The organism is Pseudomonas sp. H1h (genome assembly GCF_000633255.1).
GTDB lineage: Bacteria > Pseudomonadota > Gammaproteobacteria > Pseudomonadales > Pseudomonadaceae > Aquipseudomonas.
In genome coordinates this window covers 1-24,561 of sequence record NZ_AYMJ01000007.1, presented here as the reverse complement: position 1 = coordinate 24,561, position 24,561 = coordinate 1, and the positions used below count along the sequence as shown (strand labels likewise).

The 24,561-nt window shown below is 56.8% G+C and carries 37 protein-coding genes; 5 read left to right on the top strand and 32 right to left on the bottom strand.

The window, feature by feature from the left end; all coding sequences use genetic code 11:
- Window positions 1–192 precede the first annotated feature (192 nt).
- Genes U862_RS0105860 through U862_RS0105845 form a run of 4 tightly spaced genes read left to right on the top strand, consistent with a single transcriptional unit; the run spans window position 193 to window position 3,141 of the window.
- Window positions 193–840 carry a DUF2491 family protein gene (locus U862_RS0105860; protein WP_025109510.1) on the top strand — a complete coding sequence of 216 codons (648 nt, stop codon included), beginning with the start codon at window positions 193–195 and terminating at the stop codon, window positions 838–840.
- A gap of 14 nt (window positions 841–854) precedes the next feature.
- On the top strand, window positions 855–1,280 hold the full coding sequence (locus U862_RS0105855; protein WP_025109509.1) for a DUF350 domain-containing protein: 426 nt from the start codon (window positions 855–857) through the stop codon (window positions 1,278–1,280).
- Between the two features lie 17 nt (window positions 1,281–1,297).
- Window positions 1,298–1,981: a DUF1190 domain-containing protein gene (locus U862_RS0105850; protein ID WP_025109508.1), complete on the top strand. Its 684-nt coding sequence runs from the start codon at window positions 1,298–1,300 to the stop codon at window positions 1,979–1,981.
- Window positions 1,982–1,983: 2 nt separating this feature from the next.
- Window positions 1,984–3,141, top strand: a complete 1,158-nt coding sequence (locus U862_RS0105845; RefSeq protein WP_025109507.1) for a glutathionylspermidine synthase family protein — start codon at window positions 1,984–1,986, stop codon at window positions 3,139–3,141.
- A 200-nt stretch (window positions 3,142–3,341) separates the two neighbouring features.
- Here U862_RS0105845 and U862_RS0105840 read toward each other — a convergent pair whose 3' ends face one another.
- A complete protein-coding gene (locus U862_RS0105840; protein WP_003228709.1) occupies window positions 3,342–3,860 on the bottom strand; it encodes a single-stranded DNA-binding protein in 519 nt (172 codons plus the stop codon).
- Between the two features lie 9 nt (window positions 3,861–3,869).
- A complete protein-coding gene (locus tag U862_RS0105835) occupies window positions 3,870–5,267 on the bottom strand; it encodes an MFS transporter (protein ID WP_025109506.1) in 1,398 nt (465 codons plus the stop codon).
- A gap of 190 nt (window positions 5,268–5,457) precedes the next feature.
- Here U862_RS0105835 and uvrA point away from each other — a divergent pair, with 190 nt between their 5' ends.
- A complete protein-coding gene (gene uvrA, locus U862_RS0105830) occupies window positions 5,458–8,292 on the top strand; it encodes an excinuclease ABC subunit UvrA (RefSeq protein WP_025109505.1) in 2,835 nt (944 codons plus the stop codon).
- Between the two features lie 64 nt (window positions 8,293–8,356).
- Here uvrA and bfr read toward each other — a convergent pair whose 3' ends face one another.
- From bfr to rpsJ, 30 genes are all read right to left on the bottom strand, one after another.
- Window positions 8,357–8,821, bottom strand: a complete 465-nt coding sequence (bfr, locus tag U862_RS0105825) for a bacterioferritin (protein WP_025109504.1) — start codon at window positions 8,819–8,821, stop codon at window positions 8,357–8,359.
- A 150-nt stretch (window positions 8,822–8,971) separates the two neighbouring features.
- The gene (locus U862_RS0105820) at window positions 8,972–10,426 is read right to left on the bottom strand and encodes a catalase (RefSeq protein WP_025109503.1); all 1,455 of its coding nucleotides are present in this window, start codon (window positions 10,424–10,426) and stop codon (window positions 8,972–8,974) included.
- 239 nt (window positions 10,427–10,665) lie between these two features.
- A complete protein-coding gene (gene rplQ, locus U862_RS0105815) occupies window positions 10,666–11,052 on the bottom strand; it encodes a 50S ribosomal protein L17 (protein WP_003176402.1) in 387 nt (128 codons plus the stop codon).
- 42 nt (window positions 11,053–11,094) lie between these two features.
- Window positions 11,095–12,096, bottom strand: a complete 1,002-nt coding sequence (gene rpoA, locus U862_RS0105810) for a DNA-directed RNA polymerase subunit alpha (RefSeq protein WP_003186012.1) — start codon at window positions 12,094–12,096, stop codon at window positions 11,095–11,097.
- A gap of 22 nt (window positions 12,097–12,118) precedes the next feature.
- The gene (rpsD, locus tag U862_RS0105805; protein ID WP_003176404.1) at window positions 12,119–12,739 is read right to left on the bottom strand and encodes a 30S ribosomal protein S4; all 621 of its coding nucleotides are present in this window, start codon (window positions 12,737–12,739) and stop codon (window positions 12,119–12,121) included.
- An 18-nt stretch (window positions 12,740–12,757) separates the two neighbouring features.
- Window positions 12,758–13,147 carry a 30S ribosomal protein S11 gene (gene rpsK / locus U862_RS0105800; RefSeq protein ID WP_002555466.1) on the bottom strand — a complete coding sequence of 130 codons (390 nt, stop codon included), beginning with the start codon at window positions 13,145–13,147 and terminating at the stop codon, window positions 12,758–12,760.
- A gap of 30 nt (window positions 13,148–13,177) precedes the next feature.
- Window positions 13,178–13,534, bottom strand: coding sequence for a 30S ribosomal protein S13 (rpsM, locus tag U862_RS0105795; RefSeq protein ID WP_008374135.1), 357 nt, complete (start codon window positions 13,532–13,534; stop codon window positions 13,178–13,180).
- A 130-nt stretch (window positions 13,535–13,664) separates the two neighbouring features.
- Window positions 13,665–13,781: a 50S ribosomal protein L36 gene (gene rpmJ, locus U862_RS29410; RefSeq protein WP_002555468.1), complete on the bottom strand. Its 117-nt coding sequence runs from the start codon at window positions 13,779–13,781 to the stop codon at window positions 13,665–13,667.
- A 27-nt stretch (window positions 13,782–13,808) separates the two neighbouring features.
- Window positions 13,809–15,137 (bottom strand): preprotein translocase subunit SecY, encoded by a 1,329-nt coding sequence (gene secY, locus U862_RS0105790; RefSeq protein ID WP_003228718.1) that lies wholly within the window; start codon window positions 15,135–15,137, stop codon window positions 13,809–13,811.
- Window positions 15,138–15,575, bottom strand: a complete 438-nt coding sequence (rplO, locus tag U862_RS0105785) for a 50S ribosomal protein L15 (RefSeq protein ID WP_003228720.1) — start codon at window positions 15,573–15,575, stop codon at window positions 15,138–15,140.
- A 3-nt stretch (window positions 15,576–15,578) separates the two neighbouring features.
- Complete coding sequence (rpmD, locus tag U862_RS0105780; RefSeq protein WP_003176408.1) at window positions 15,579–15,755, bottom strand: 50S ribosomal protein L30; 177 nt, start codon at window positions 15,753–15,755, stop codon at window positions 15,579–15,581.
- A 2-nt stretch (window positions 15,756–15,757) separates the two neighbouring features.
- On the bottom strand, window positions 15,758–16,258 hold the full coding sequence (gene rpsE / locus U862_RS0105775) for a 30S ribosomal protein S5 (protein ID WP_003186035.1): 501 nt from the start codon (window positions 16,256–16,258) through the stop codon (window positions 15,758–15,760).
- Between the two features lie 3 nt (window positions 16,259–16,261).
- Entirely contained in the window at window positions 16,262–16,612 is a 351-nt protein-coding gene (gene rplR / locus U862_RS0105770; protein WP_003186037.1) for a 50S ribosomal protein L18, read from the bottom strand.
- Between the two features lie 10 nt (window positions 16,613–16,622).
- Entirely contained in the window at window positions 16,623–17,156 is a 534-nt protein-coding gene (rplF, locus tag U862_RS0105765; RefSeq protein WP_003176412.1) for a 50S ribosomal protein L6, read from the bottom strand.
- Window positions 17,157–17,168: 12 nt separating this feature from the next.
- Window positions 17,169–17,561, bottom strand: a complete 393-nt coding sequence (gene rpsH / locus U862_RS0105760; RefSeq protein WP_007918458.1) for a 30S ribosomal protein S8 — start codon at window positions 17,559–17,561, stop codon at window positions 17,169–17,171.
- A 209-nt stretch (window positions 17,562–17,770) separates the two neighbouring features.
- Complete coding sequence (gene rpsN, locus U862_RS0105755) at window positions 17,771–18,076, bottom strand: 30S ribosomal protein S14 (RefSeq protein ID WP_003228726.1); 306 nt, start codon at window positions 18,074–18,076, stop codon at window positions 17,771–17,773.
- A 13-nt stretch (window positions 18,077–18,089) separates the two neighbouring features.
- The gene (gene rplE, locus U862_RS0105750; protein WP_003210069.1) at window positions 18,090–18,629 is read right to left on the bottom strand and encodes a 50S ribosomal protein L5; all 540 of its coding nucleotides are present in this window, start codon (window positions 18,627–18,629) and stop codon (window positions 18,090–18,092) included.
- A 20-nt stretch (window positions 18,630–18,649) separates the two neighbouring features.
- Window positions 18,650–18,964, bottom strand: coding sequence for a 50S ribosomal protein L24 (gene rplX / locus U862_RS0105745; protein WP_003186046.1), 315 nt, complete (start codon window positions 18,962–18,964; stop codon window positions 18,650–18,652).
- 11 nt (window positions 18,965–18,975) lie between these two features.
- Window positions 18,976–19,344, bottom strand: coding sequence for a 50S ribosomal protein L14 (rplN, locus tag U862_RS0105740; protein WP_002555479.1), 369 nt, complete (start codon window positions 19,342–19,344; stop codon window positions 18,976–18,978).
- 23 nt (window positions 19,345–19,367) lie between these two features.
- Entirely contained in the window at window positions 19,368–19,634 is a 267-nt protein-coding gene (rpsQ, locus tag U862_RS0105735; protein ID WP_003194644.1) for a 30S ribosomal protein S17, read from the bottom strand.
- A gap of 2 nt (window positions 19,635–19,636) precedes the next feature.
- Window positions 19,637–19,828: a 50S ribosomal protein L29 gene (rpmC, locus tag U862_RS0105730; RefSeq protein WP_002555481.1), complete on the bottom strand. Its 192-nt coding sequence runs from the start codon at window positions 19,826–19,828 to the stop codon at window positions 19,637–19,639.
- Window positions 19,828–20,241 carry a 50S ribosomal protein L16 gene (gene rplP / locus U862_RS0105725; RefSeq protein ID WP_003228729.1) on the bottom strand — a complete coding sequence of 138 codons (414 nt, stop codon included), beginning with the start codon at window positions 20,239–20,241 and terminating at the stop codon, window positions 19,828–19,830. Before rplP ends, rpmC begins: the two co-directional genes overlap by 1 nt.
- A gap of 12 nt (window positions 20,242–20,253) precedes the next feature.
- Window positions 20,254–20,940, bottom strand: coding sequence for a 30S ribosomal protein S3 (gene rpsC / locus U862_RS0105720; protein ID WP_003176422.1), 687 nt, complete (start codon window positions 20,938–20,940; stop codon window positions 20,254–20,256).
- Between the two features lie 13 nt (window positions 20,941–20,953).
- The gene (rplV, locus tag U862_RS0105715) at window positions 20,954–21,286 is read right to left on the bottom strand and encodes a 50S ribosomal protein L22 (protein ID WP_003103908.1); all 333 of its coding nucleotides are present in this window, start codon (window positions 21,284–21,286) and stop codon (window positions 20,954–20,956) included.
- An 11-nt stretch (window positions 21,287–21,297) separates the two neighbouring features.
- A complete protein-coding gene (rpsS, locus tag U862_RS0105710) occupies window positions 21,298–21,573 on the bottom strand; it encodes a 30S ribosomal protein S19 (protein ID WP_003228731.1) in 276 nt (91 codons plus the stop codon).
- A gap of 16 nt (window positions 21,574–21,589) precedes the next feature.
- Window positions 21,590–22,414 (bottom strand): 50S ribosomal protein L2, encoded by an 825-nt coding sequence (rplB, locus tag U862_RS0105705; RefSeq protein ID WP_025109502.1) that lies wholly within the window; start codon window positions 22,412–22,414, stop codon window positions 21,590–21,592.
- Window positions 22,415–22,428: 14 nt separating this feature from the next.
- Window positions 22,429–22,728: a 50S ribosomal protein L23 gene (gene rplW / locus U862_RS0105700; protein ID WP_002555488.1), complete on the bottom strand. Its 300-nt coding sequence runs from the start codon at window positions 22,726–22,728 to the stop codon at window positions 22,429–22,431.
- Entirely contained in the window at window positions 22,725–23,327 is a 603-nt protein-coding gene (gene rplD, locus U862_RS0105695; RefSeq protein WP_003228735.1) for a 50S ribosomal protein L4, read from the bottom strand. Before rplD ends, rplW begins: the two co-directional genes overlap by 4 nt.
- Window positions 23,328–23,339: 12 nt before the next feature.
- Entirely contained in the window at window positions 23,340–23,975 is a 636-nt protein-coding gene (rplC, locus tag U862_RS0105690) for a 50S ribosomal protein L3 (protein ID WP_003228738.1), read from the bottom strand.
- A gap of 80 nt (window positions 23,976–24,055) precedes the next feature.
- Window positions 24,056–24,367, bottom strand: coding sequence for a 30S ribosomal protein S10 (gene rpsJ, locus U862_RS0105685; protein ID WP_003186070.1), 312 nt, complete (start codon window positions 24,365–24,367; stop codon window positions 24,056–24,058).
- Between the last annotated feature and the right edge of the window lie 194 nt (window positions 24,368–24,561).

The following is a 24,561-nucleotide window of genomic DNA, read 5'->3' as shown; positions in this document are numbered from 1 at the left end:
GTAGGAGTGAGCCTGCTCGCGATGAGGCCGGAACATTCAACCTCCGTGTTGTCTGCACCGCCGCCATCGCGAGCAGGCTCACTCCTACATGGTGTGCGCTATGCAATTGCTCCTGCTTGTTTACCGCCCGGCCCGGTACACTAGCGGCGCTTTTTATGACGAACACCTCCACCCGCCTCAAGGAATGTACCCATGGGATGGTTCAAAGACTTGCTGGGCACCAGCAACTGGCAGACTGCCGCGCCCGCTCCAGTAGCCGGCGGCCCACTCGGAATGGCACAAGGCAAAGGCGTGCGGTTCGATTCGACCCTGGCCTTGCTGCTCGATGGCAGCACCTCGGTGCAGGTTCCGGCAGCTGAGGCGATCTGGAGCGCCGGCTGGATCGACCTCGGCCAATCCAACAAGCTGCATCGCTACTACCTCAACAACGAGGACTTCTGGCTGCAGATCCACGTCACCGGTGACGACCAGATCGAGTCGGTCACCCTGTTCAACTATCTCAGCTACGTGACCGTCAACAGTGACGCCGAGCTGCAGCGCCTCGCCGGCCCCGACAGCCCGATCGGCCTGCCGACCTACACCCACGAAGGCGTTCAGTACAGTCGCGAGTGGGGCACCGAGCTGGGCCAGACCGAACTGGTGCCGCTGACTGAACACGTGGTCAACCCGGACGAAAGCTACACCATCGAACACCACTCCATGCTTTACGCGCGCGAGACCGGCCTGACCGATCGCCGCGAATTGCTGCTGTTCTCCGTCGAACAGGACGAAGAAGGCACCGTCAGCCTGAGCACCTCGCTGGGCATTTCGCTGTACACGACTGATCTGAGCACCATTTAAAAAGGAAGTTTTCCATGCTGGAAGTGCTGGCCGTTTCCCTGAACAAGACCGCGCTGGTCGGCTTCGTCGTCTACCTGATCGGCGCCGTGCTGCTGTTCATGCTGTTTCAGTTCGTCTACACCCGTATCACGCCACACAAAGAGTTCGAGCTGATCCGCTCCGGCAACATCGCCGCCGCCATCGCCCTGTCCGGCGCGATCATCGGTTTTGCGATTCCAGCCAGCAATGTCATCGCGTTTTCGGTCAATGTCCTCGACTTCGTGCTGTGGGCGGTAATCGCTGCCGTCGTGCAACTGCTGGCGTTCCTCGCCACCGGCCTGGTGCTCAAGGGCACATCCAGACGCATTGCCAACGGTGAAATCGCCTCGGGTATCTATGTGGCCGCAGTGGCCATCAGCGTCGGCATGCTCAACGCCGCGTGCATGACCCCGTCCAACTGATCGGCAGGAAGCCTTCGATGAAACGCAGCAAGTACGTTCAACTGTCCCTCGCCGCTTCGGTGGCGCTGGCGATTTCCGGCGAGGTTGCCGCGCAGGATCAGCAACGATTTCAAACGGTCGAGCAGTGCGTTGGCGCCGAAGTGGCCGCCGATGTCTGCTCCAACGCCTATGTCGCGGCATTGACCGAGCACCGACGCATTGCGCCGGCCTACGACGACAAGGCCAAGTGCGACGCGGACTTCGCCGCCGACTGGTGCCAGAAAAACTCCGACGGCCGCTTCGTGCCCAAGCTCGGCGGTTTCAAAGTGCCGCAGAACGGCGAGGCGCCGCAGGATCTGAATGCGATCGCCAACGCGCAGATGCCTGCCGGTGAAGCGGCCGCCGCGCAGAACGCGCAAAGCACTTCCCACTCATCCGGTGGCGGCAACGGCTGGCTCACAGGCTGGCTGATCGGCAATGCGATGAGCAACAACGCCAACCGCACCGTTTACCGCGATCGCGACACGCGTCAGACCTACAATACCTCGACGCAGTACCGCAAAATCGAATCGGCACCGCGCAGTCAACCGGACTACGAGAGCAGCAAAAGCAAACCGGTGAACGTCGCCTCGTCGACCTCCCGTGGCGGCTTCGGCAGCCAGTCCTCCGCCCGCAGCGGTTGGGGTGGCTGGGGCAGCAGTTCCGGACGTTCGAGCAGCTGACCATGAAGAAGATCCACTGCGCCGAGCGCCCCGACTGGAAACAGACTGCCGAAGGCCTCGGCTTTCTGTTCCACACCATCGACGACGAGCCGTACTGGGACGAAAGCGCCTACTACCAGTTCACGCTCGCGCAGATCGAAAACGATCTGGAGGACCCTACCACCGAACTGCACGAGATGTGCATGGACCTGGTCGACCGCGTGGTGCACAGCGAAGAATTGCTGGATCGCCTGAGCATCCCGGCCTCGTACTACGACATGATTCGCACGTCCTGGCTGGAAGGTCATCCGCATCTGTACGGACGCATGGACTTTTCCTACAGCGGCAACGGCCCTGCCAAGCTGCTGGAACTCAACTACGACACGCCGACCAGCCTTTATGAAGCCTCCGCGTTTCAGTGGGGCTGGCTGGAACAATGCATCGAGCGCGGAATGCTGCCGCGCCATGCCGACCAGTTCAACAGCATCGATAGCAAGCTGCATCAGGCGTTCGCCGAATTGCAGCTCAAGCGGCCGTTCTACTTTGCCTCGATGAAAGACTCGGTCGAGGACAAGGGCACCACCGACTACCTGCGGCTGATCGCGGAAAAAGTCGGCATCGAATCCCGGCACATCGACATTGAAGACATCGGTCTGACCGCCGATGGTCGTTTCGTCGACCTCGAGGATCGCTGGATTCCCCACCTGTTCAAGCTGCACGCCTGGGAGTTCATCTTCCACGAACCGTTCGGCGCGGCGATTGCCGAGTGCGATACACAGTTTTTTGAACCGGCGTGGAAGTCGATCCTGTCGAACAAAGGCGCACTGCCGCTACTGTGGGAGCGGCACAAGGGCCATCCAAATCTGCTCGCGGCGCATCTTGATCCGAACCCGGCCAACGCCGTGCCTAGGGGCTGGGTACGCAAACCGTACTTCTCCCGCGAAGGCGCCAACATCGAACTGCAAACGGCGCAAGGCCTGATCGTCAAAGAGGACGGCCCTTACACCGATGCGCCGTTCATCCTGCAGGAATTTGCGCCATTGCCGAAATTCGACGACAGCTACACGCTGATCGGCTCATGGGTGATCGGCGATCAGGCGGCGGGGATTGGCGTGCGCGAAGACAACAGTCTGATCACCAAGGATTCGAGTCGGTTTCTGCCGCACCTGATCCTCGATTGAGGAACACATCGGCTCCTGTGGGAGCGGCCTTGCTCGCGAAAGGGGATTGCCATTCAACCAGTGCGGCGACTGACCCGACGCCTTCGCGAGCAAGCCCGCTCCCACAGGAGATCGGTGGTAATCACGGACCTTGCGCAATGAAAAAGGCCCGTCGTTTTGAACGACGGGCCTTTTTTATTCAGCGCGGATGCAGCATCGAATCAGAACGGAATGTCATCATCAAAACTGTCGAAATCCGGAGCTGGTTGCGGCGCAGCCTGCTGTGGAGCCGGGGCCGAACGCTGCTGAGGAGCCGACTGCTGCGGGCGTGGAGCCTGCTGACGCGGTGCCTGCTGCTGGTAGTTGTTGCCACCGCCTTGTTGGTCGCCCTGTTGTGGACGGCCACCGAGCAGTTGCATGGTGCCTTGCATGTCGACCACGATTTCGGTGGTGTAACGCTTGATACCGTCTTTTTCCCACTCGCGGGTCTGCAGCTTGCCTTCGATGTAGACCTGCGAACCTTTACGCAGGTATTCGCCGGCGATTTCGGCAACCTTGCCGAACATCGAAACACGGTGCCATTCGGTCTTCTCGACCTTCTGACCGGTTTGCTTGTCGGTCCACTGTTCGCTGGTTGCCAGACTCAGGTTGGTCACGGCGTTACCGTTAGGCAGGTAGCGAACTTCGGGATCCTGGCCGCAAGTGCCGACCAATATGACTTTGTTAACCCCACGGGCCATAACGTTCTCCTAGGCTTCGCAAGCAGCCTCGGCCGGGTTGTTCACCAGGCGTTCGAGGGTGTCGCGATCCACTAATTCTTTGTCCAGTTTGATGTAAACAGCCGCTTCATCAGCAACTATCACTGCATCTGTTACCCCTACGAGGGCCTTGAGGCGCTCGACCAGACCCGCTTCGCGGATCGCCTCGGGCGACAACGGCAAGCGCAGGCTCGTCACGTAGGGAGGTTCGCGCATGGTAACAGCAAAGGCCAGCCAGATGGCAGCCAGACCGGCACATCCGAGGAACACAACCGACAGACCGCCATGCTGAAACAACCAGCCGCCGAGTATCCCGCCGAGTGCCGAACCGAGGAACTGGCTGGTGGAATACACGCCCATCGCCGTGCCCTTCCCGCCTGCCGGTGAAACCTTGCTGATCAGCGACGGCAACGAAGCTTCCAGCAGATTGAACGCGGTGAAGAACACCACCGTGCCGATCACCAGCGCCCGCAAGCTGTCACCGAACTGCCAGAAGAATAGCTCAGTGAGCATCAGCGTCAGGACGGCGCCGAGCAAAATTCGTTTCATTTTGCGTTTCTTCTCGCCGTAGATGATGAACGGGATCATGGCGAAGAAAGAAATCAGTAGCGCGGTCAGGTAGACCCACCAGTGCTGCTCTTTGGGCAACCCGGCTTTTTCCACCAATGCCAGCGGCAAGGCAACGAAGCTCGACATCAACATGGCATGTAACACAAAGATGCCCAGATCCAGACGCAACAGGTCCGGGTGCTTGAGCGTCGGCATCAAGGCCTGACGCGCCACGCCGGACTCACGATGCTGCAATGGCCCGGTTGATTTCGGCACCATGAACATGATGATCAGGATGCCGACCAGTGCCATGCCGCCTGTGGCGAGAAACAGTCCGGACAGACCGAATGCACGGGTCAACAGCGGACCGACGACCATCGCCACGGCGAACGACAGGCCGATGGTCATGCCGATCATGGCCATGGCCTTGGTGCGATGCTGTTCGCGGGTCAGGTCGGAAAGCAATGCCATGACCGCAGCGGAAATCGCCCCGGCGCCTTGCAGGATACGGCCGGCGATCACGCCCCAGATCGAATCGGCCTGAGAGGCCAGCACACTGCCGAGGGCGAACACGATCAGACCGATATAGATCACCGGACGACGGCCGATGCGGTCGGAAATGATCCCGAACGGAATCTGAAAAATCGCCTGGGTCAGGCCGTAGGCGCCGATGGCCAGGCCGATCAGGGCCGGAGTCGCTCCCGCCAGATCCATGCCGTAGGTCGCCAATACCGGCAACACCATGAACATGCCAAGCATACGGAAGGCGAACACCAGGGCCAGACCGCTCGCCGCGCGGGTCTCGCTGCCACTCATGCGTTCGCTGTGGGGATCGTGCATGGAAAAACCTCGTGTGAACCGGCGGCGATTCTACCAGTCCCATCGAAAGACGGGGTATATCGCGACGCTATGACGCGTATAGATGAAACTCTCTTCATGTAAGGTAAAAACCCTTCGTTTGATAGTGTGCATCCATCCAGTATTTGGCCGTATACTCCTACGTTTTCGACGCCCGCCAAGCGAGGCCACTTTGGACAAGATCCTGATACGTGGGGCCCGTACCCACAACCTGAAGAACATCGACCTGACCCTGCCACGGGACAAACTGATCGTCATCACCGGCCTGTCCGGATCCGGCAAGTCGTCCCTGGCCTTCGACACGCTGTACGCCGAAGGTCAGCGCCGCTATGTCGAATCCCTGTCGGCCTACGCCCGACAGTTTCTGTCGATGATGGAAAAACCCGACGTCGACACCATCGAAGGTTTGTCGCCGGCGATTTCCATCGAACAGAAGTCAACCTCGCACAACCCGCGCTCCACGGTTGGCACCATCACCGAAATCTACGACTACCTGCGCCTGCTTTACGCACGCGTCGGTACGCCACGCTGCCCGGATCACGACATTCCACTGGAGGCGCAGACCGTCAGCCAGATGGTCGACCTGGTGCTGGCTCAGCCGGAGGGCAGCAAACTGATGCTGCTGGCGCCGGTGATCCGCGAGCGCAAGGGCGAGCACTTGTCGGTGTTCGAAGAACTGCGCGCCCAAGGCTTCGTCCGTGCACGGGTCAACGGCCGCATCTGTGAGCTCGACGAGCTGCCGAAACTGGACAAGCAGAAGAAGCACTCGATCGATGTCATCGTCGACCGTTTCAAGGTCCGCGCCGACCTGCAGCAACGCCTGGCCGAGTCGTTCGAGACCGCACTGAAACTGGCGGATGGCATTGCCCTGGTCGCACCGATGGACGATGAGCCGGGCGAAGAGATGATCTTCTCTGCGCGCTTCGCCTGCCCGATCTGCGGCCACGCCATCAGCGAGCTGGAACCGAAGCTGTTCTCCTTCAACAACCCGGCCGGCGCCTGCCCGACTTGCGATGGCCTGGGCGTGAAGCAGTTCTTCGATATCAAGCGCCTGGTCAACGGCGAACTGACCCTGGCCGAAGGCGCGATTCGTGGCTGGGACAGGCGCAACGTCTATTACTTCCAGATGCTCGGCTCACTGGCCGCGCATTACGGCTTCAGCCTGGAGAAGCCGTTCAACGAACTGCCGGCCGATCAGCAGAAGTACATTCTGCATGGCAGCGGCTCGCAGAACGTTGACTTCAAGTACCTGAACGACCGTGGCGATATCGTCAAACGCTCGCACCCGTTCGAAGGCATCGTGCCAAACCTTGAGCGCCGCTACCGCGAAACCGAATCGGCCAGCGTGCGTGAAGAACTGGCCAAATTCCTCAGCACCCAGGCTTGCCCGGACTGCCGTGGCACCCGGTTGCGCCGTGAAGCGCGACACGTTTGGGTGGGCGAGAAAACCCTGCCGGCGGTGACCAACCTGCCTATCGGTGATGCCTGCGAGTACTTCGGCGAGCTGAAGATGACCGGCCGTCGCGGCGAGATCGCCGACAAGATCCTCAAGGAAATCCGCGAGCGCCTGCAGTTCCTGGTCAACGTCGGCCTCGACTATCTGTCCCTGGATCGCAGCGCTGACACTCTGTCCGGTGGCGAGGCGCAGCGGATTCGTCTGGCCAGTCAAATCGGCGCAGGCCTGGTCGGAGTTCTGTACATCCTTGACGAACCGTCTATCGGCCTGCACCAGCGCGATAACGACCGGCTGCTCGGCACCCTCAAGCACCTGCGCGATATCGGCAACACCGTGATCGTGGTCGAGCACGACGAAGATGCGATTCGTCTGGCTGATTATGTGGTGGATATCGGGCCGGGGGCTGGCGTGCATGGCGGGCAGATCGTTGCCGAGGGCACCCCTGCCGAAGTCATGGCACACCCGGATTCCCTGACCGGCAAATACCTGTCGGGCCGCGTGAAGATAGAGGTGCCGGCCAAACGCACACCGCGCAATAAAAAGCTGACCCTGTCGCTCAAGGGCGCACGCGGCAACAACCTGCGCAATGTCGATCTGGAAATTCCGATCGGCCTTCTGACCTGCGTGACCGGTGTGTCCGGCTCGGGCAAATCGACGCTGATCAACAACACGCTGTTCCCTTTGAGCGCTACCGCCCTCAATGGTGCGACCACGCTTGAAGCGGCTGCACACGACAGCATCAAAGGCCTTGAGCATCTCGATAAAGTCGTCGACATCGACCAGAGCCCGATCGGCCGCACGCCGCGCTCCAATCCGGCAACTTACACCGGGCTGTTCACTCCTATCCGCGAACTGTTTGCCGGCGTACCCGAGTCGCGCTCCCGTGGTTACGGCCCGGGGCGTTTCTCGTTCAACGTCAAGGGCGGGCGCTGCGAGGCATGTCAGGGTGACGGCCTGATCAAAGTCGAAATGCACTTCCTGCCGGACATCTATGTGCCGTGTGACGTGTGCAAGAGCAAGCGCTACAACCGCGAGACCCTTGAAATCAAATACAAGGGCAAGAGCATCCACGAAACCCTCGAAATGACCATCGAGGAAGCCCGGGAGTTCTTCGATGCGGTACCCGCGCTGGCGCGCAAGCTGCAGACATTGATGGACGTGGGTCTGTCGTACATCAAACTCGGCCAGTCAGCCACCACGCTGTCCGGCGGCGAAGCGCAGCGGGTCAAGCTGTCACGCGAGTTGTCCAAGCGCGACACCGGCAAGACCCTGTACATCCTCGATGAGCCGACCACCGGCCTGCACTTCGCGGATATCCAGCAATTGCTCGACGTGCTGCACCGCCTGCGCGACCATGGCAACACGGTGGTGGTGATCGAACACAACCTGGACGTGATCAAGACTGCCGACTGGCTGGTGGATCTCGGACCAGAGGGCGGCTCCAAAGGTGGGCAGATCATCGCCACCGGTACGCCGGAGGAAGTGGCCGAGATGAAGCAGTCTCACACCGGGCATTACCTCAAGCCGCTGTTGATTCGCGACCGTGCTTAACCGCCGGGCATGAAAAAGCCCCTGTCACCTCAGCGGTGACAGGGGCTTTTTTGTGTCTATGCAATCAGGTATGAGATTGCAGGTAATTTTCGAGACCGATGAGCTTGATCAGGCCCAACTGCTTTTCAAGCCAATAAGTGTGATCTTCTTCGGTGTCGTTGAGCTGAATACGCAGGATTTCGCGACTGACGTAGTCTTTGTGCTGCTCGCACAACTCAATGCCTTTGCACAGCGCTGCGCGAACTTTGTACTCAAGACGCAGATCAGCCTCGAGCATCTCTGGCACGGTGGTGCCGACGTCGAGATCATCCGGGCGCATGCGCGGGGTGCCTTCGAGCATCAGGATCCGGCGCATCAGAGCGTCTGCGTGACCGGCCTCTTCTTCCATCTCGTGGTTGATTCGTTCGTAGAGCTTGGTGAAACCCCAGTCCTCATACATCCGCGAGTGCACAAAATATTGGTCACGCGCGGCCAGTTCGCCGGTCAGCAACGTGTTGAGGTAATCGATAACGTCTGGGTGGCCTTGCATCGCCCTACATCTCCCTGCTTGAAAGTCTGTAGTTTGAACCAAGCTGACCGGAAGGTCACCCCGTTTCGCGCAATAAAAGCGAAGATATTCTGAGAAAAGCGGCCTAAATAACGCAAAAACCGCCCTAATGAGGGCGGTTCTGCTTCTCGTTTAGACTTCGTTAAGCTGTACGTTGAGCAGCTTTGCGATTGCTTCTCCATACGCCGGATCGGCCTTGAAGAAATGCTGTAACTGACGGTCAACCACATCAGGTGAAACACCGCTCATGGCGCCCGCGATATTGCTGACCAGCAAGGCTTTCTGCTCCTCACTCATCAAACGGAACAGCGCGCCCGCGTGGCTGTAGTAGTCAGTGTCTTCGCGATGATCGTACCGGTCAGCCGCTCCGCTCAAAGCCAAAGCAGGCTCGGCGTAGTGCGGCGCCTGCTTCGGCGACTCGATGTAGCTGTTCGGTTCATAGTTGGGTGCTGCGCCACCGTTGCTGCCAAAGGCCATCGAGCCGTCGCGCTGGTAGGTGTTCACCGGGCTGCGCGGGGCATTCACCGGCAGTTGCTGGTGATTGGTGCCAACACGGTAGCGGTGCGCATCGGCATAGGCGAACACACGGCCCTGCAGCATGCGGTCCGGCGACAGACCAACACCCGGCACCATGTTGCTTGGGCCAAATGCAGCTTGCTCGACCTCGGCGAAGTAATTCAGCGGGTTGCGGTTCAACTCCAACTCACCGACCTCGATCAACGGGAACTCTTTCTGCGACCAGGTCTTGGTCACGTCGAACGGGTTCTCGTAGTGAGCGGCGGCCTGTGCCTCAGTCATGATCTGAATGCACACGCGCCATTTCGGGAAGTCACCACGCTCGATGGCCTCGAACAGGTCACGCTGAGCGTAATCCGGGTCGGTGCCCGCCAGGCGCGCAGCATCAGCCGGCGCAAGGTTCTTGATCCCTTGTTGGGTCTTGTAATGCCACTTCACCCAGTGACGCTCACCTTTGGCGCTGATCAGGCTGTAGGTGTGGCTGCCGAAGCCGTGCATGTGACGGTAACCATCAGGAATGCCGCGATCCGAAAACAGAATGGTCACCTGGTGCAGCGCTTCAGGCGAATGCGACCAGAAGTCCCACATCATCTGGGCGCTTTTCAGGTTGCTCTGCGGCAAACGTTTCTGAGTATGGATAAAGTCGGGAAACTTCAGCGGGTCTCGAATGAAGAACACTGGCGTGTTGTTACCAACGATGTCCCAATTACCTTCCTCGGTGTAGAACTTCAGGGCGAAACCGCGCGGATCACGCTCGGTGTCAGCCGAACCACGCTCGCCACCTACAGTGGAGAACCGCAGGAATGTCGGGGTTTGCTTGCCGACAGCCTCGAACAGCTTGGCGCTGGTGTATTCAGTGATGTCGCGAGTCACGGTGAACGTGCCGTAAGCACCCGAGCCTTTGGCGTGCACGCGACGCTCAGGAATATTTTCACGGTTGAAGTGGGCAAGCTTCTCGATCAAATGGAAATCGTCGAGCAGCAGCGGGCCACGAGGGCCGGCGGAGCGAGAATTCTGGTTATCAGCGACAGGTGCGCCACTGGCGGTCGTAAGCGTTTTGATCTGGCTCATACGGTCCTCTTCCTCTGTCAGTCTTGAAACTGCCGGCTAATCGGCTTGCTGGGAAGTATTGATCATCGATGTGACAGCCACAAATTCATTAACCTTCAAGCATCGATAGAAAATTACTAACAACAAATCCCATCACATAATGACAACAGAACAGTGTCAGAAGCTTGTACGAACCGTGCATTTATTGCGGACACAAAAAACCGGGCACTAGGCCCGGTTTTTCGTTGCAGACTGACGTCTTACTCGGCGGATACAGCTTCGCCAGCAGTAGCACGATCAACCAACTCGACGTACGCCATAGGCGCGTTGTCGCCAGCGCGGAAACCGCACTTGAGGATGCGCAGGTAGCCACCCTCACGGGTAGCGTAACGCTTGCCCAGGTCGTTGAAGAGCTTACCAACGATAGCTTTCGAACGAGTACGGTCGAAAGCCAGACGGCGGTTAGCCAGGCTGTCTGTCTTGGCCAGAGTGATCAGCGGCTCGGCAACGCGGCGCAGTTCTTTGGCTTTTGGCAGAGTAGTTTTGATCAGCTCGTGCTCGAACAGCGACACCGCCATGTTCTGGAACATGGCCTTGCGGTGCGAGCTGGTGCGGCTCAGGTGACGCCCACTTTTACGATGACGCATGGTTCATTCCTTACCAAACACTACGTTCGGTGATTACGACGATCAGGCAGTCGCCTTGTCGTCCTTCTTAAGACTTGCAGGCGGCCAGTTGTCGAGGCGCATGCCGAGGGACAGACCGCGGGAGGCCAGAACGTCCTTGATTTCAGTCAAGGATTTCTTGCCCAGGTTCGGAGTCTTCAACAGCTCTACTTCGGTGCGCTGAATCAGGTCGCCGATGTAGTAGATGTTTTCCGCCTTAAGGCAGTTAGCCGAACGTACAGTCAGTTCCAGATCGTCAACCGGGCGAAGCAGGATCGGATCGATCTCGTCTTCCTGCTCGACAACCACTGGCTCACTGTCACCTTTGAGGTCGACGAACGCAGCCAACTGCTGTTGCAGGATGGTTGCAGCGCGGCGGATAGCCTCTTCAGGATCCAGAGTACCGTTGGTTTCCAGATCAATAACCAGCTTGTCCAGGTTGGTACGCTGCTCGACACGGGCGTTTTCCACCACGTATGCGATACGGCGAACCGGGCTGAACGAAGAGTCGAGCTGCAAGCGACCGATGCTGCGGCTTTCGTCTTCATCGCTCTGACGCGAGTCGGCTGGTTCATAACCACGACCACGAGCTACGGTGAGCTTCATGTTCAGGGCGCCGTTAGACGCCAGGTTAGCGATTACGTGATCGGGATTAACGATCTCGACATCATGATCCAGCTGAATATCGGCAGCGGTAACCACCCCCGAACCCTTCTTCGACAAGGTCAGCGTAACTTCGTCACGACCGTGCAGCTTGATGGCCAGACCTTTAAGGTTCAACAGGATTTCAATTACGTCTTCCTGTACACCTTCGATGGCGCTGTACTCGTGGAGCACACCGTCAATCTCGGCCTCGACTACTGCGCAGCCGGGCATTGAGGACAACAGGATGCGGCGCAGCGCGTTGCCCAGGGTGTGGCCAAAACCACGCTCGAGAGGCTCGAGAGTGATCTTGGCGCGGGTTGGACTGACAACCTGCACATCAATATGGCGGGGTGTCAGGAACTCATTTACCGAAATCTGCATGGATGCACCTATTTTCTAGCCCTTACTTGGAGTAGAGCTCGACAATCAGGCTTTCGTTGATGTCGGCGGACAGATCACTGCGAGCAGGAACGTTCTTGAAAACGCCCGACTTCTTCTCAGTGTCTACTTCTACCCATTCTACGCGGCCACGTTGGGCACACAGATCGAGAGCTTGGACAATGCGAAGTTGGTTTTTTGCTTTCTCGCGAACTGCAACCACGTCACCAGCACGAACCTGATACGACGGAACGTTTACGGTCTGACCGTTAACGCTGATCGACTTGTGCGATACCAGCTGACGGGATTCGGCACGAGTCGAACCAAAGCCCATACGGTATACAACGTTGTCCAGACGGCATTCGAGCAGTTGCAGCAGGTTTTCACCGGTTGCACCTTTCTTGCCAGCAGCTTCTTTGTAGTAGCCGCTGAACTGACGCTCGAGAACGCCGTAGATACGACGGACCTTCTGCTTTTCACGCAGTTGGGTGCCGTAATCGGACTGGCGACCGCGGCGTTGGCCGTGGATACCAGGTGCTGCTTCAATGTTGCACTTCGATTCGATCGCGCGCACGCCGCTCTTCAGGAAGAGATCGGTGCCTTCGCGACGAGCGAGTTTGCATTTTGGACCAATGTAACGAGCCATTCTTTACAATCTCCTGGATTACACGCGGCGCTTCTTCGGCGGACGGCACCCGTTGTGCGGGATTGGCGTCACGTCGGTGATGCTGGCGATCTTGTAGCCACAGCCGTTCAAAGCGCGGACTGCGGATTCACGACCTGGACCTGGACCTTTGACGTTAACGTCGAGGTTTTTCAGGCCGTATTCCAGCGCAGCTTGACCAGCACGCTCAGCAGCTACTTGAGCAGCGAACGGGGTGGACTTGCGGGAACCGCGGAAACCCGAACCACCGGAGGTAGCCCAGGAAAGAGCGTTACCTTGACGGTCGGTAATGGTCACGATGGTGTTGTTAAAAGAAGCATGGATGTGGGCGATGCCATCAACCACTGTCTTTTTAACTTTTTTACGAGGACGAGCAGCAGGTTTTGCCATGATTAAATTCCTGTCGATTCGCTGGGGCGATTACTTGCGGATCGGCTTACGCGGACCTTTACGGGTACGCGCGTTGGTCTTGGTACGCTGACCGCGTACTGGAAGACCGCGACGATGACGCAGACCGCGATAGCAACCGAGGTCCATCAAGCGCTTGATTTTCATGTTGATTTCGCGACGCAGGTCACCTTCAGTGGTGAACTTCGCCACTTCGCCACGCAGCTGTTCAATTTGCTCGTCGCTCAGATCTTTGATCTTTGCTGCTGGGTTTACCCCAGTATCTGCACAGATTTTCTGCGCAGTAGTGCGACCGACACCATAGATGTAGGTCAGCGAGATAACAGTATGCTTGTTATCTGGAATGTTAACGCCTGCAATACGGGCCATTCAGTGGGACTCCAATTGACAGCTACCTACGCCCCGGAAGCCAAGAAATAGGGCGCGAGATAATATCGCTGTAATAACAAATAATCAACCCGGCAGCGCACTAGCTGCCGGGCTTGAAGCACAATCACACTCAGCCTTGGCGCTGTTTGTGACGCGGTTCCGCGCTGCAAATTACTCGAACAACACCTTCGCGGCGAATAATCTTGCAGTTACGGCACAGCTTTTTCACCGATGCACGAACTTTCATCACCAACTCCTCGAACCTTATGGGTACTCAGCGCAACATGCCGCTGCCGTAACCCTTCAGGTTGGCTTTCTTCATCAGGGATTCGTACTGGTGCGAAACGAGGTGCGATTGTACTTGGGACATGAAGTCCATCACAACCACGACCACGATCAGCAACGAGGTCCCGCCAAGGTAGAACGGAACGTTTGCTGCAACCACCAGGAACTGGGGCAACAGGCACACGGCCGTCATGTAAAGAGCACCGAACATGGTCAAGCGAGTCAGAACGCCATCAATGTAGCGCGCAGACTGCTCACCTGGACGGATGCCCGGAATAAAGGCACCGGACTTCTTCAGGTTTTCCGCTACGTCTTTCGGATTGAACATCAACGCCGTATAGAAGAAGCAGAAGAAAATAATCCCTGCACTAAACAGCAGAATATTCAACGGCTGACCAGGAGCGATCGACTGCGAGATGTCCTGCAACCAGCCCATACCTTCAGACTGACCAAACCAGGCACCCAACGAAGCCGGGAACAGCAAAATGCTGCTCGCGAAAATAGCCGGAATAACACCGGCCATGTTCACCTTCAGCGGCAAGTGGCTTGTCTGCGCAGCAAAAACCTTGCGGCCCTGCTGACGCTTGGCGTAGTGAACGGCGATACGACGCTGACCACGCTCAATGAACACCACAAAACCGATAATCGCTACTGCCAGCAAACCGATGGCAACCAAGGCGAAAATATTGATATCACCCTGACGCGCAGACTCGAAAGACTGCCCGATTGCTCTCGGAAGACCGGCGACGATACCCGAAAAAATCAACATCGAGATACCGTTGCCTACACCACGCTCAGTAATCTGCTCACCCAGCCACATCATGAACATCGCACCAGCCACAAACGTGGATACCGCGACGAAATGGAAGCCAAAGTCACCAGTGAACGCAACGCCCTGCCCCGCCAGACCAATGGACATGCCAATGGCCTGAACGAGAGCGAGAACGACGGTGCCGTAGCGGGTGTACTGGCTGATCTTGCGACGGCCAGCTTCACCTTCCTTCTTCAACTGCTCCAGCTGCGGGCTGACGGCGGTCATCAGTTGCATGATGATCGATGCCGAAATGTACGGCATGATCCCCAGTGCAAAGATGCTCATCCGTTCCAGCGCGCCGCCGGAGAACATGTTGAACAAGCTAAGAATGGTCCCCTCATTCTGTCGAAACAGGTCTGCGAGTCGGTCCGGGTTGATACCTGGAACCGGGATGTGTGCGCCTATTCGGTAGACGATAATCGCCAGGAACAGAAAACGCAGACGAGCCCAGAGTTCAGACATACCGCCTTTGCCGAGCGCAGAGAGAGCACCTTGCTTAGCCATTTATTCCTCGAACTTGCCGCCAGCTGCTTCGATAGCCGCACGCGCACCTTTGGTGGCGCCGATTCCCTTGCCGATAGTGACAGCGCGAGTCACTTCACCGGACAGCATGATTTTCACACGCTGTACGTTGACGTTGATCACGTTGGCATCTTTCAGGGACTGCACAGTGACGATATCGCCTTCCACTTTAGCCAGCTCGGACAGACGCACTTCTGCGCGATCCATGGCTTTCAGGGAAACGAAACCGAACTTCGGCAGGCGACGGTGCAGCGGCTGTTGACCGCCTTCAAAGCCTGGAGCAATGGTGCCACCGGAACGGGAGGTTTGACCTTTGTGGCCACGGCCACCAGTCTTACCCAAACCGCTACCGATACCACGGCCCGGACGATGCTTTTCGCGACGGGAACCCGGCGCTGGACTCAGATCATTGAGTTTCATCGATTAACCCTCGACACGCAGCATGTAGTAGGCCTTGTTGATCATCCCGCGATTCTCGGGAGTATCCTGGACTTCTACAGTGTGACCGATGCGACGCAGACCCAGACCCTTAACACACAGTTTGTGGTTAGGGATGCGGCCGGTCATGCTTTTGATCAGCGTTACTTTAACGGTAGCCATGATCAGAAGATCTCCTTGACGCTTTTGCCACGCTTGGCGGCAATGGATTCAGGAGACTGCATAGCTTTCAAACCTTTGAAAGTGGCGTGAACCACGTTTACCGGGTTAGTCGAGCCGTAGCACTTGGCCAGAACGTTCTGAACGCCAGCAACTTCGAGGACAGCACGCATAGCGCCGCCAGCGATGATACCGGTACCTTCAGAAGCAGGCTGCATGTACACCTTCGAAGCGCCGTGAGCGGACTTCATTGCGTACTGCAGAGTGGTGCCGTTCAGGTCAACTTGAATCATGTTACGGCGAGCAGCTTCCATTGCCTTCTGGATCGCAGCAGGCACTTCACGCGACTTGCCACGGCCGAAGCCAACACGCCCTTTACCATCACCCACCACGGTCAACGCGGTGAAAGTGAAGATACGGCCGCCTTTAACGGTTTTGGCTACGCGGTTAACTTGAACCAGCTTCTCAATGTAGCCTTCGTCGCGCTTTTGGTCGTTATTTGACATAACTTAGAACTCCAGCCCAGCTTCACGAGCAGCATCAGCCAGCGCTTTAACGCGGCCGTGGTACTTGAAGCCAGAGCGGTCGAAAGCCACTTGCGAGACGCCAGCGGCCTTAGCACGCGTAGCGACCAGCTGGCCAACCTTTGTGGCCGCGTCGATGTTGCCAGTGGCACCATCACGCAGTTCTTTATCCAAAGTCGAGGCGCTTGCCAGGACTTTGTTGCCGTCGGCCGAGATGACCTGGGCGTAGATGTGCTGCGACGAGCGGAACACGCAGAGACGCACGACTTCTAGTTCGTGCATTTTCAGGCGTGCTTTGCGAGCGCGACGCAGTCGAGTAACTTTTTTGTCGGTCATTTGCTATGCCCTACTTCTTCTTGGCTTCTTTACGACGGACGACTTCGTCCGCGTAGCGCACACCTTTGCCTTTGTACGGCTCTGGTGGACGGAAGTCGCGGATCTCAGCGGCCACTTGACCTACCAGCTGCTTGTCGATGCCCTTGATCAGGATATCGGTCTGGCTAGGAGTCTCAGCGGTGATGCCTTCCGGCAGTTCGTAATCCACTGGGTGCGAGAAGCCTAGGGCCAGGTTCAAAACCGTGCCTTTTGCTTGCGCTTTGTAACCAACACCGACCAGCTGGAGCTTGCGCTCGAAGCCTTGGCTTACGCCTTGGACCATGTTGTTTACCAACGCACGCGTGGTACCGGCCATTGCGCGAGTCTGTTGATCGCCATTGCGAGCAGCGAAACGCAGCTCACCAGCTTCTTCAACGATCTCAACGGACGAATGGATGTTCAGTTCAAGAGTACCCTTGGCACCCTTCACCGAAAGCTGTTGGCCTGCGAATTTTACTTCGACACCGGCTGGCAGCTTAACGGGGTTCTTAGCGACGCGAGACATGCTTATCCCCCCTTAGAACACAGTGCAAAGAACTTCGCCGCCGACACCGGCAGCGCGCGCAGCACGATCCGTCATCACACCTTTGTTGGTGGAGACGATAGACACGCCAAGACCGCCACGAACTTTCGGCAGATCTTCAACGGACTTGTACTGACGCAGGCCTGGACGACTAACGCGCTTCACTTCTTCGATAACCGGACGGCCTTCGAAGTACTTCAGCTCGATGGACAACGACGGCTTAGCGTCGGTGGTGATCTGAAAATCCGCGATGTAACCTTCGTCCTTCAGGACTTTTGCTACAGCCACCTTCAGCGTCGAAGACGGCATGCTTACGACAGACTTTTCAGCCATCTGGGCATTACGGATTCGAGTTAGCATGTCCGCTAACGGGTCCTGCATACTCATGGGCTAGACGCTCCTAATACAGAAAAATTAGCCTTACGGCTACTACTTGTCGCCGAGAAACTCCGGGCATGAAAAACACGGGCTCAGGCGAGCCGGTCATTCTAGACACACCCCAGAAATGAATCAAGCCCCAAAAGGGGCTTGATTCAGATTCAAGGCCACCGATGGTCAGGTTCTTGCGAACCCGAACATCGAGACTTTGACAGCGATTACCAGCTGGCTTTAACCAGACCTGGAACGTCACCACGCATTGCCGCTTCACGCAGTTTGTTACGGCCCAGGCCGAACTTGCGGTAAACGCCATGCGGACGACCAGTCAGGCGGCAACGGTTACGCATGCGCGAAGCGCTTGCGTCACGTGGTTGCTTCTGCAGAGCTACGGTAGCTTCCCAACGCGCTTCTGGACTTGCGTTCAGATCGACGATGATAGCTTTCAGCGCTGCACGCTTGGTGGCGTACTTGGCAACAGTGAGCTGACGCTTCAGCTCACGGTTTTTCATGCTCTTCTTGGCCATTTTCCTACTCCAATCAGTTGCGGAACGGGAATTTGAAAGCACGCAGCAGAGCGCGGCCTTCATCATCGTTCTTGGCAGTGGTGGTCAGGGTAATGTCCAGACCGCGGAGAGCATCGATCTTGTCGTAGTCGATTTCCGGGAAAATGATCTGCTCTTTCACGCCCATGCTGTAGTTGCCACGACCATCGAAGGACTTGGCATTCAGGCCGCGGAAGTCGCGAACCCGAGGCAGGGAGATCGACAGCAGACGATCCAGGAACTCGTACATACGCTCACGGCGCAGAGTCACTTTGACGCCGATCGGCCATCCTTCACGGACTTTAAAGCCAGCGATGGATTTACGAGCGTAGGTCACAACGACTTTTTGGCCGGTGATCTTTTCCAGGTCAGCAACAGCGTGCTCGATGACTTTTTTGTCGCCGATCGCTTCGCCCAGACCCATGTTCAGGGTGATTTTGGTAACGCGCGGAACTTCCATCACGTTCGAAAGCTTAAGTTCTTCCTTAAGTTTCGGAGCGATTTCCTTCCGGTAAATCTCTTTTAGTCGTGCCATGGTCTTCTACCTAGCAGTGTTCAAGCATCAACCGCTTTTTGGGTCGACTTGAAGACACGAATTTTCTTACCGTCTTCTACTTTGAAACCAACGCGGTCAGCCTTGTTGGTTTCGCCGTTGAAGATGGCGACGTTGGAAGCGTGCAGTGGCGCTTCTTTCTCGACGATACCGCCCTGTACGCCCGACATCGGGTTAGGCTTGGTATGACGCTTGACCAGGTTCAGACCACCAACAACCAGACGGTTGTCAGCAAGAACCTTCAGCACCTTACCGCGCTTACCTTTGTCTTTGCCGGCGATCACGATGATCTCGTCGTCACGACGAATCTTTTGCATGTCGGATCTCCTTACAGCACTTCTGGGGCGAGCGAGACGATCTTCATGAACTTCTCAGTACGAAGTTCACGGGTCACTGGCCCAAAGATACGGGTGCCGATCGGCTCTTGCTTGTTGTTCAGAAGAACAGCAGCGTTGCCATCAAAGCGGATAATGGAGCCATCAGCACGACGTACGCCGTGACGAGTGCGGACTACAACAGCAGTCATCACTTGGCCTTTTTTCACTTTACCGCGAGGAATTGCTTCCTTCACGGTAACTTTGATGATGTCACCGATACCAGCGTAACGACGATGGGAGCCACCCAGCACCTTGATGCACATAACGCGGCGAGCGCCGCTGTTATCGGCCACATCGAGCATGGATTGAGTCTGAATCATATAATTTCTCCGACCCCTAGCCCTTAGACTTCCACAGCGCGTTCGAGAACATCAACCAGCGCCCAAGACTTGGTCTTGGCCATCGGACGAGTTTCACGAATAGTGACTTTGTCGCCGATGTGGCACTGATTGGTTTCGTCGTGCGCGTGCAGCTTAGTCGAACGCTTAACGTATTTACCGTAGATCGGGTGCTTAACGCGACGCTCGATCAGAACGGTGATGGTTTTGTCCATCTTGTCGCTGACAACACGGCCAGTCAGCGTACGGACAGTTTTTTCGGCTTCAGCCATGATCACTTACCTGCCTGCTGGTTGAGCACAGTCTTCACGCGAGCGATGTCACGCTTAACTTGCGAGAGCAGATGAGACTGCCCCAACTGGCCAGTTGCTTTCTGCATGCGCAGATTGAACTGGTCGCGCAGCAAGCCGAGCAGTTGCTCGTTCAGCTGCTGTGCGGATTTTTCACGAAGTTCATTCGCTTTCATCACATCACCGTCCGTTTAACAAAGGAGGTGGCGAGCGGCAGCTTTGCAGCAGCCAGGGCGAAAGCCTCACGCGCCAGCTCTTCAGAAACACCCTCGATTTCATACAGGACTTTGCCTGGCTGAATCTGGGCAACCCAGTACTCCACGTTACCCTTACCTTTACCCATACGAACCTCGAGAGGTTTTTTGGAGATCGGCTTGTCCGGGAATACACGGATCCAGATCTTGCCGCCACGTTTTACGTGACGGGTCAGAGCACGACGCGCTGACTCGATCTGACGAGCGGTGAGACGACCACGAGCAACAGACTTCAGCGCGAACTCGCCGAAGCTGACTTTGCTACCGCGCAATGCCAGACCACGGTTGTGGCCGGTCATCTGCTTGCGGAACTTCGTACGCTTTGGTTGCAACATTTGGCGTACCCCTTACTTAGCAGCTTTTTTACGAGGCGCTGGTGCTTGTGGCTTCAGCTCTTCTTGGCGACCACCAATTACTTCGCCTTTGAAGATCCAAACCTTTACACCGATCACACCGTAAGTGGTGTGAGCTTCGTAGTTGGCATAGTCGATGTCGGCACGCAGGGTGTGCAGTGGCACACGACCTTCGCGATACCATTCAGTACGTGCGATTTCAGCACCGCCGAGACGACCGCTCACTTGGATTTTGATGCCTTTGGCACCAATGCGCATGGCGTTCTGTACAGCGCGCTTCATAGCGCGACGGAACATTACACGACGCTCCAGCTGCTGAGCTACGCTCTGCGCAACCAGCATACCGTCGAGCTCCGGCTTGCGGATCTCTTCGATATTGATGTGCACAGGCACACCCATTTGCTTGGTCAGGTCCTGACGCAGTTTCTCAACATCTTCACCTTTCTTCCCGATAACGATACCTGGACGAGCGGTGTGGATGGTGATGCGTGCAGTTTGGGCCGGACGATGGATATCGATACGGCTTACGGACGCGCTTTTTAGTTTGTCTTGGAGATACTCACGCACTTTCAGATCTGCGAACAAGTAGTCCGCATAAGTCCGACCGTCTGCGTACCAGACGGAGGTGTGCTCCTTGACGATTCCCAGGCGAATGCCAATGGGATGTACTTTCTGACCCATCTCTTCGACTCCGTTACTTGTCAGCAACCTTGACAGTGATATGGCAAGACCGCTTGACGATGCGATCAGCACGGCCTTTGGCACGTGGCATGATGCGCTTCAGCGAACGCCCTTCGTTGACGAAAACGGTGCTGACCTTCAGGTCATCAACGTCTGCGCCTTCGTTATGCTCGGCGTTGGCTACGGCCGACTCCAGCACTTTCTTCATGATCTCGGCGGCTTTCTTACTGCTGAAAGCCAACAGGTTGAGCGCTTCGCCCACCTTCTTCCCGCGGATCTGGTCGGCGACCAAGCGGGCTTTCTGGGCGGAGATTCGAGCGCCCGACAACTTAGCGGCTACTTCCATTTCCTTACCCCTTAACGCTTGGCTTTCTTGTCAGCCACGTGCCCACGATAAGTGCGGGTACCGGCGAACTCGCCCAGTTTATGGCCAACCATGTCTTCGTTCACGAGAACTGGGACGTGCTGACGGCCGTTGTGTACTGCAATGGTCAGACCGACCATTTGTGGCAGGATCATCGAACGACGCGACCAAGTCTTAATTGGTTTGCGATCGTTCTTTTCCGCCGCCACTTCGATCTTCTTCAGTAGGTGAAGATCAATAAAAGGACCTTTTTTCAGAGAACGTGGCACTGTCGTATCCCTCTATTTACTTGCGACGACGGACGATCATTTTGTCGGTACGCTTATTACCACGAGTCTTCGCGCCCTTAGTCGGGAAGCCCCATGGCGATACCGGATGACGACCACCAGAGGTACGACCTTCACCACCACCATGTGGGTGGTCAACCGGGTTCATGGCAACACCACGAACGGTTGGGCGAACGCCACGCCAGCGTTTGGCACCAGCTTTACCCAGCGAACGCAGGCTGTGCTCGGAGTTCGAGACTTCGCCCAGGGTCGCACGGCATTCAGCCAGGACTTTACGCATTTCACCGGAACGCAGACGCAGGGTAACGTAAACGCCTTCACGAGCGATCAGCTGAGCCGAAGCACCAGCGGAACGAGCGATCTGTGCGCCTTTACCTGGCTTCAGTTCGATGCCGTGTACGGTAGAACCGACTGGAATGTTGCGCAGTTGCAGAGCGTTGCCTGGCTTGATTGGAGCCAGAGCGCCTGCGATCAGCTGGTCGCCAGCACCCACGCCTTTAGGGGCGATGATGTAGCGGCGCTCGCCGTCTGCGTAGCAGAGCAGTGCGATGTGAGCAGTACGGTTTGGATCGTATTCGATACGCTCGACAGTGGCGACGATGCCATCTTTGTCGTTGCGACGGAAATCGACCATACGGTAATGCTGCTTATGACCACCACCGATGTGACGAGTGGTAATACGGCCATTGTTGTTACGACCACCAGTCTTCGATTTTTTCTCGAGCAGCGGTGCGTGAGGAGCGCCTTTATGCAGCTCCTGGTTGACCACCTTGACCACAAAACGGCGGCCAGGGGAAGTCGGTTTGCATTTAACGATTGCCATGATGCACCCCTTCCTTACTCAGCACTGCTGCTGAAATCGAGATCTTGGCCTGGCTGAAGGGAGATAACTGCCTTCTTCCAGTCATTACGCTTGCCCAGACCGCGAGCAGTGCGCTTGCTCTTACCCAGAACGTTCAGGGTAGTGACGCGCTCTACTTTCACGCTGAACAGGCTTTCGACGGCCTTCTTGATTTCCAGCTTGGTTGCGTCAGTAGCAACCTTGAAAACGAACTGGCCTTTCTTGTCTGCCAGAACCGTAGCCTTCTCGGAAACGTGCGGGCCAAGCAGAACTTTAAATACGCGTTCCTGGTTCATCCCAGCAGCTCCTCGAATTTCTTCACGGCCGACACGGTGATCAACACCTTGTCGTATGCGATCAGACTAACTGGATCGGAACCTTGCACGTCACGTACATCTACGTGTGGCAGGTTACGAGCAGCCAGGTACAGGTTCTGATCAACAGCGTCAGACACGATCAGAACGTCGGTCAGACTCATGTTGTTCAGCTTGCCCAGCAGATCTTTGGTTTTCGGAGTTTCAACAGCGAAATCCTGAACCACGACCAGACGATCAGTACGCACCAGCTCAGCAAGGATGGAACGCATTGCTGCGCGATACATCTTCTTGTTCAGCTTCTGGGAGTGATCCTGTGGACGAGCTGCGAAAGTGGTACCACCGCCACGCCAGATTGGGCTACGGATAGTACCGGCACGAGCACGGCCAGTACCTTTCTGACGCCATGGGCGCTTGCCGCCACCACGAACGTCGGAACGGGTCTTTTGCTGCTTGCTACCTTGACGGCCGCCGGCCATGTAGGCCACGACTGCTTGGTGAACCAGCGTCTCGTTGAACTCGCCGCCAAATGTCAGTTCGGAAACTTCGATCGCTTGAGCGTCATTTACATTTAATTGCATGTCAGCTTCCCCTTAACCGCGAGCCTTGGCTGCTGGACGTACAACCAGGTTGCCGCCAGTAGCGCCAGGAACAGCGCCCTTGACCAACAACAGATTGCGTTCAGCGTCCACGCGCACTACTTCCAGGGACTGCACGGTCACGCGCTCAGCGCCCATATGACCGGACATTTTTTTGCCCTTGAATACACGACCAGGAGTCTGGCACTGGCCGATAGAGCCTGGGACGCGGTGGGATACGGAGTTACCGTGGGTGTTATCTTGCCCGCGGAAATTCCAACGCTTGATCGTACCCTGGAAGCCTTTACCCTTGGACTGACCGGTTACATCAACCAGTTGACCCGCGGCGAAGATTTCAGCGTTGATCAGATCGCCAGCCTGGTACTCGCCTTCTTCAAGACGGAATTCCATGGTAGTGCGACCAGCGGCAACGTTCGCCTTGGCGAAGTGGCCAGCTTGAGCTGCTGTTACACGCGAAGCGCGACGCTCGCCGACAGTGACTTGCACTGCACGATAGCCATCGGTCTCTTCAGTTTTGAACTGGGTGACGCGATTCGGCTCGATCTCAATGACCGTGACCGGAATGGAGACACCTTCTTCGGTGAAAATACGGGTCATACCGCATTTACGACCGACTACACCAATAGTCATGTTGTAAACCTCATGAGTGTACGGGGCTTTCACCCGCTATGGCCGCCCATTTCAGAGCGTTACACGACTAAGACCGAGTCTTAGCCGAGGCTGATCTGCACTTCCACACCGGCCGCAAGATCAAGCTTCATAAGAGCATCAACGGTTTTATCCGTTGGCTGGACGATGTCCAGAACGCGCTTATGAGTGCGGATTTCGTACTGGTCACGCGCGTCTTTGTTGACGTGCGGGGAAACCAGAACGGTGAACCGCTCTTTACGGGTAGGCAGTGGAATTGGACCACGCACTTGAGCACCAGTACGTTTCGCGGTTTCCACGATTTCCTGGGTTGATTGGTCGATCAGGCGATGGTCGAAAGCCTTCAACCTGATACGGATTTGCTGATTTTGCATTGGATTTCAGACTCCGGCTGCTATTCCCACCGGGCGCAATACGCCCGTTAAAAGGAGGCGCAATTCTATAGACGCCCCAGATAGGTGTCAACCCAATAAAAAAGCCCCCGCTGAGCGGGGGCTTTTTCAATTCATCAAGCAGACTCTATAAAAGAGAATTACTCGATGATTTTGGCTACGACGCCAGCGCCAAC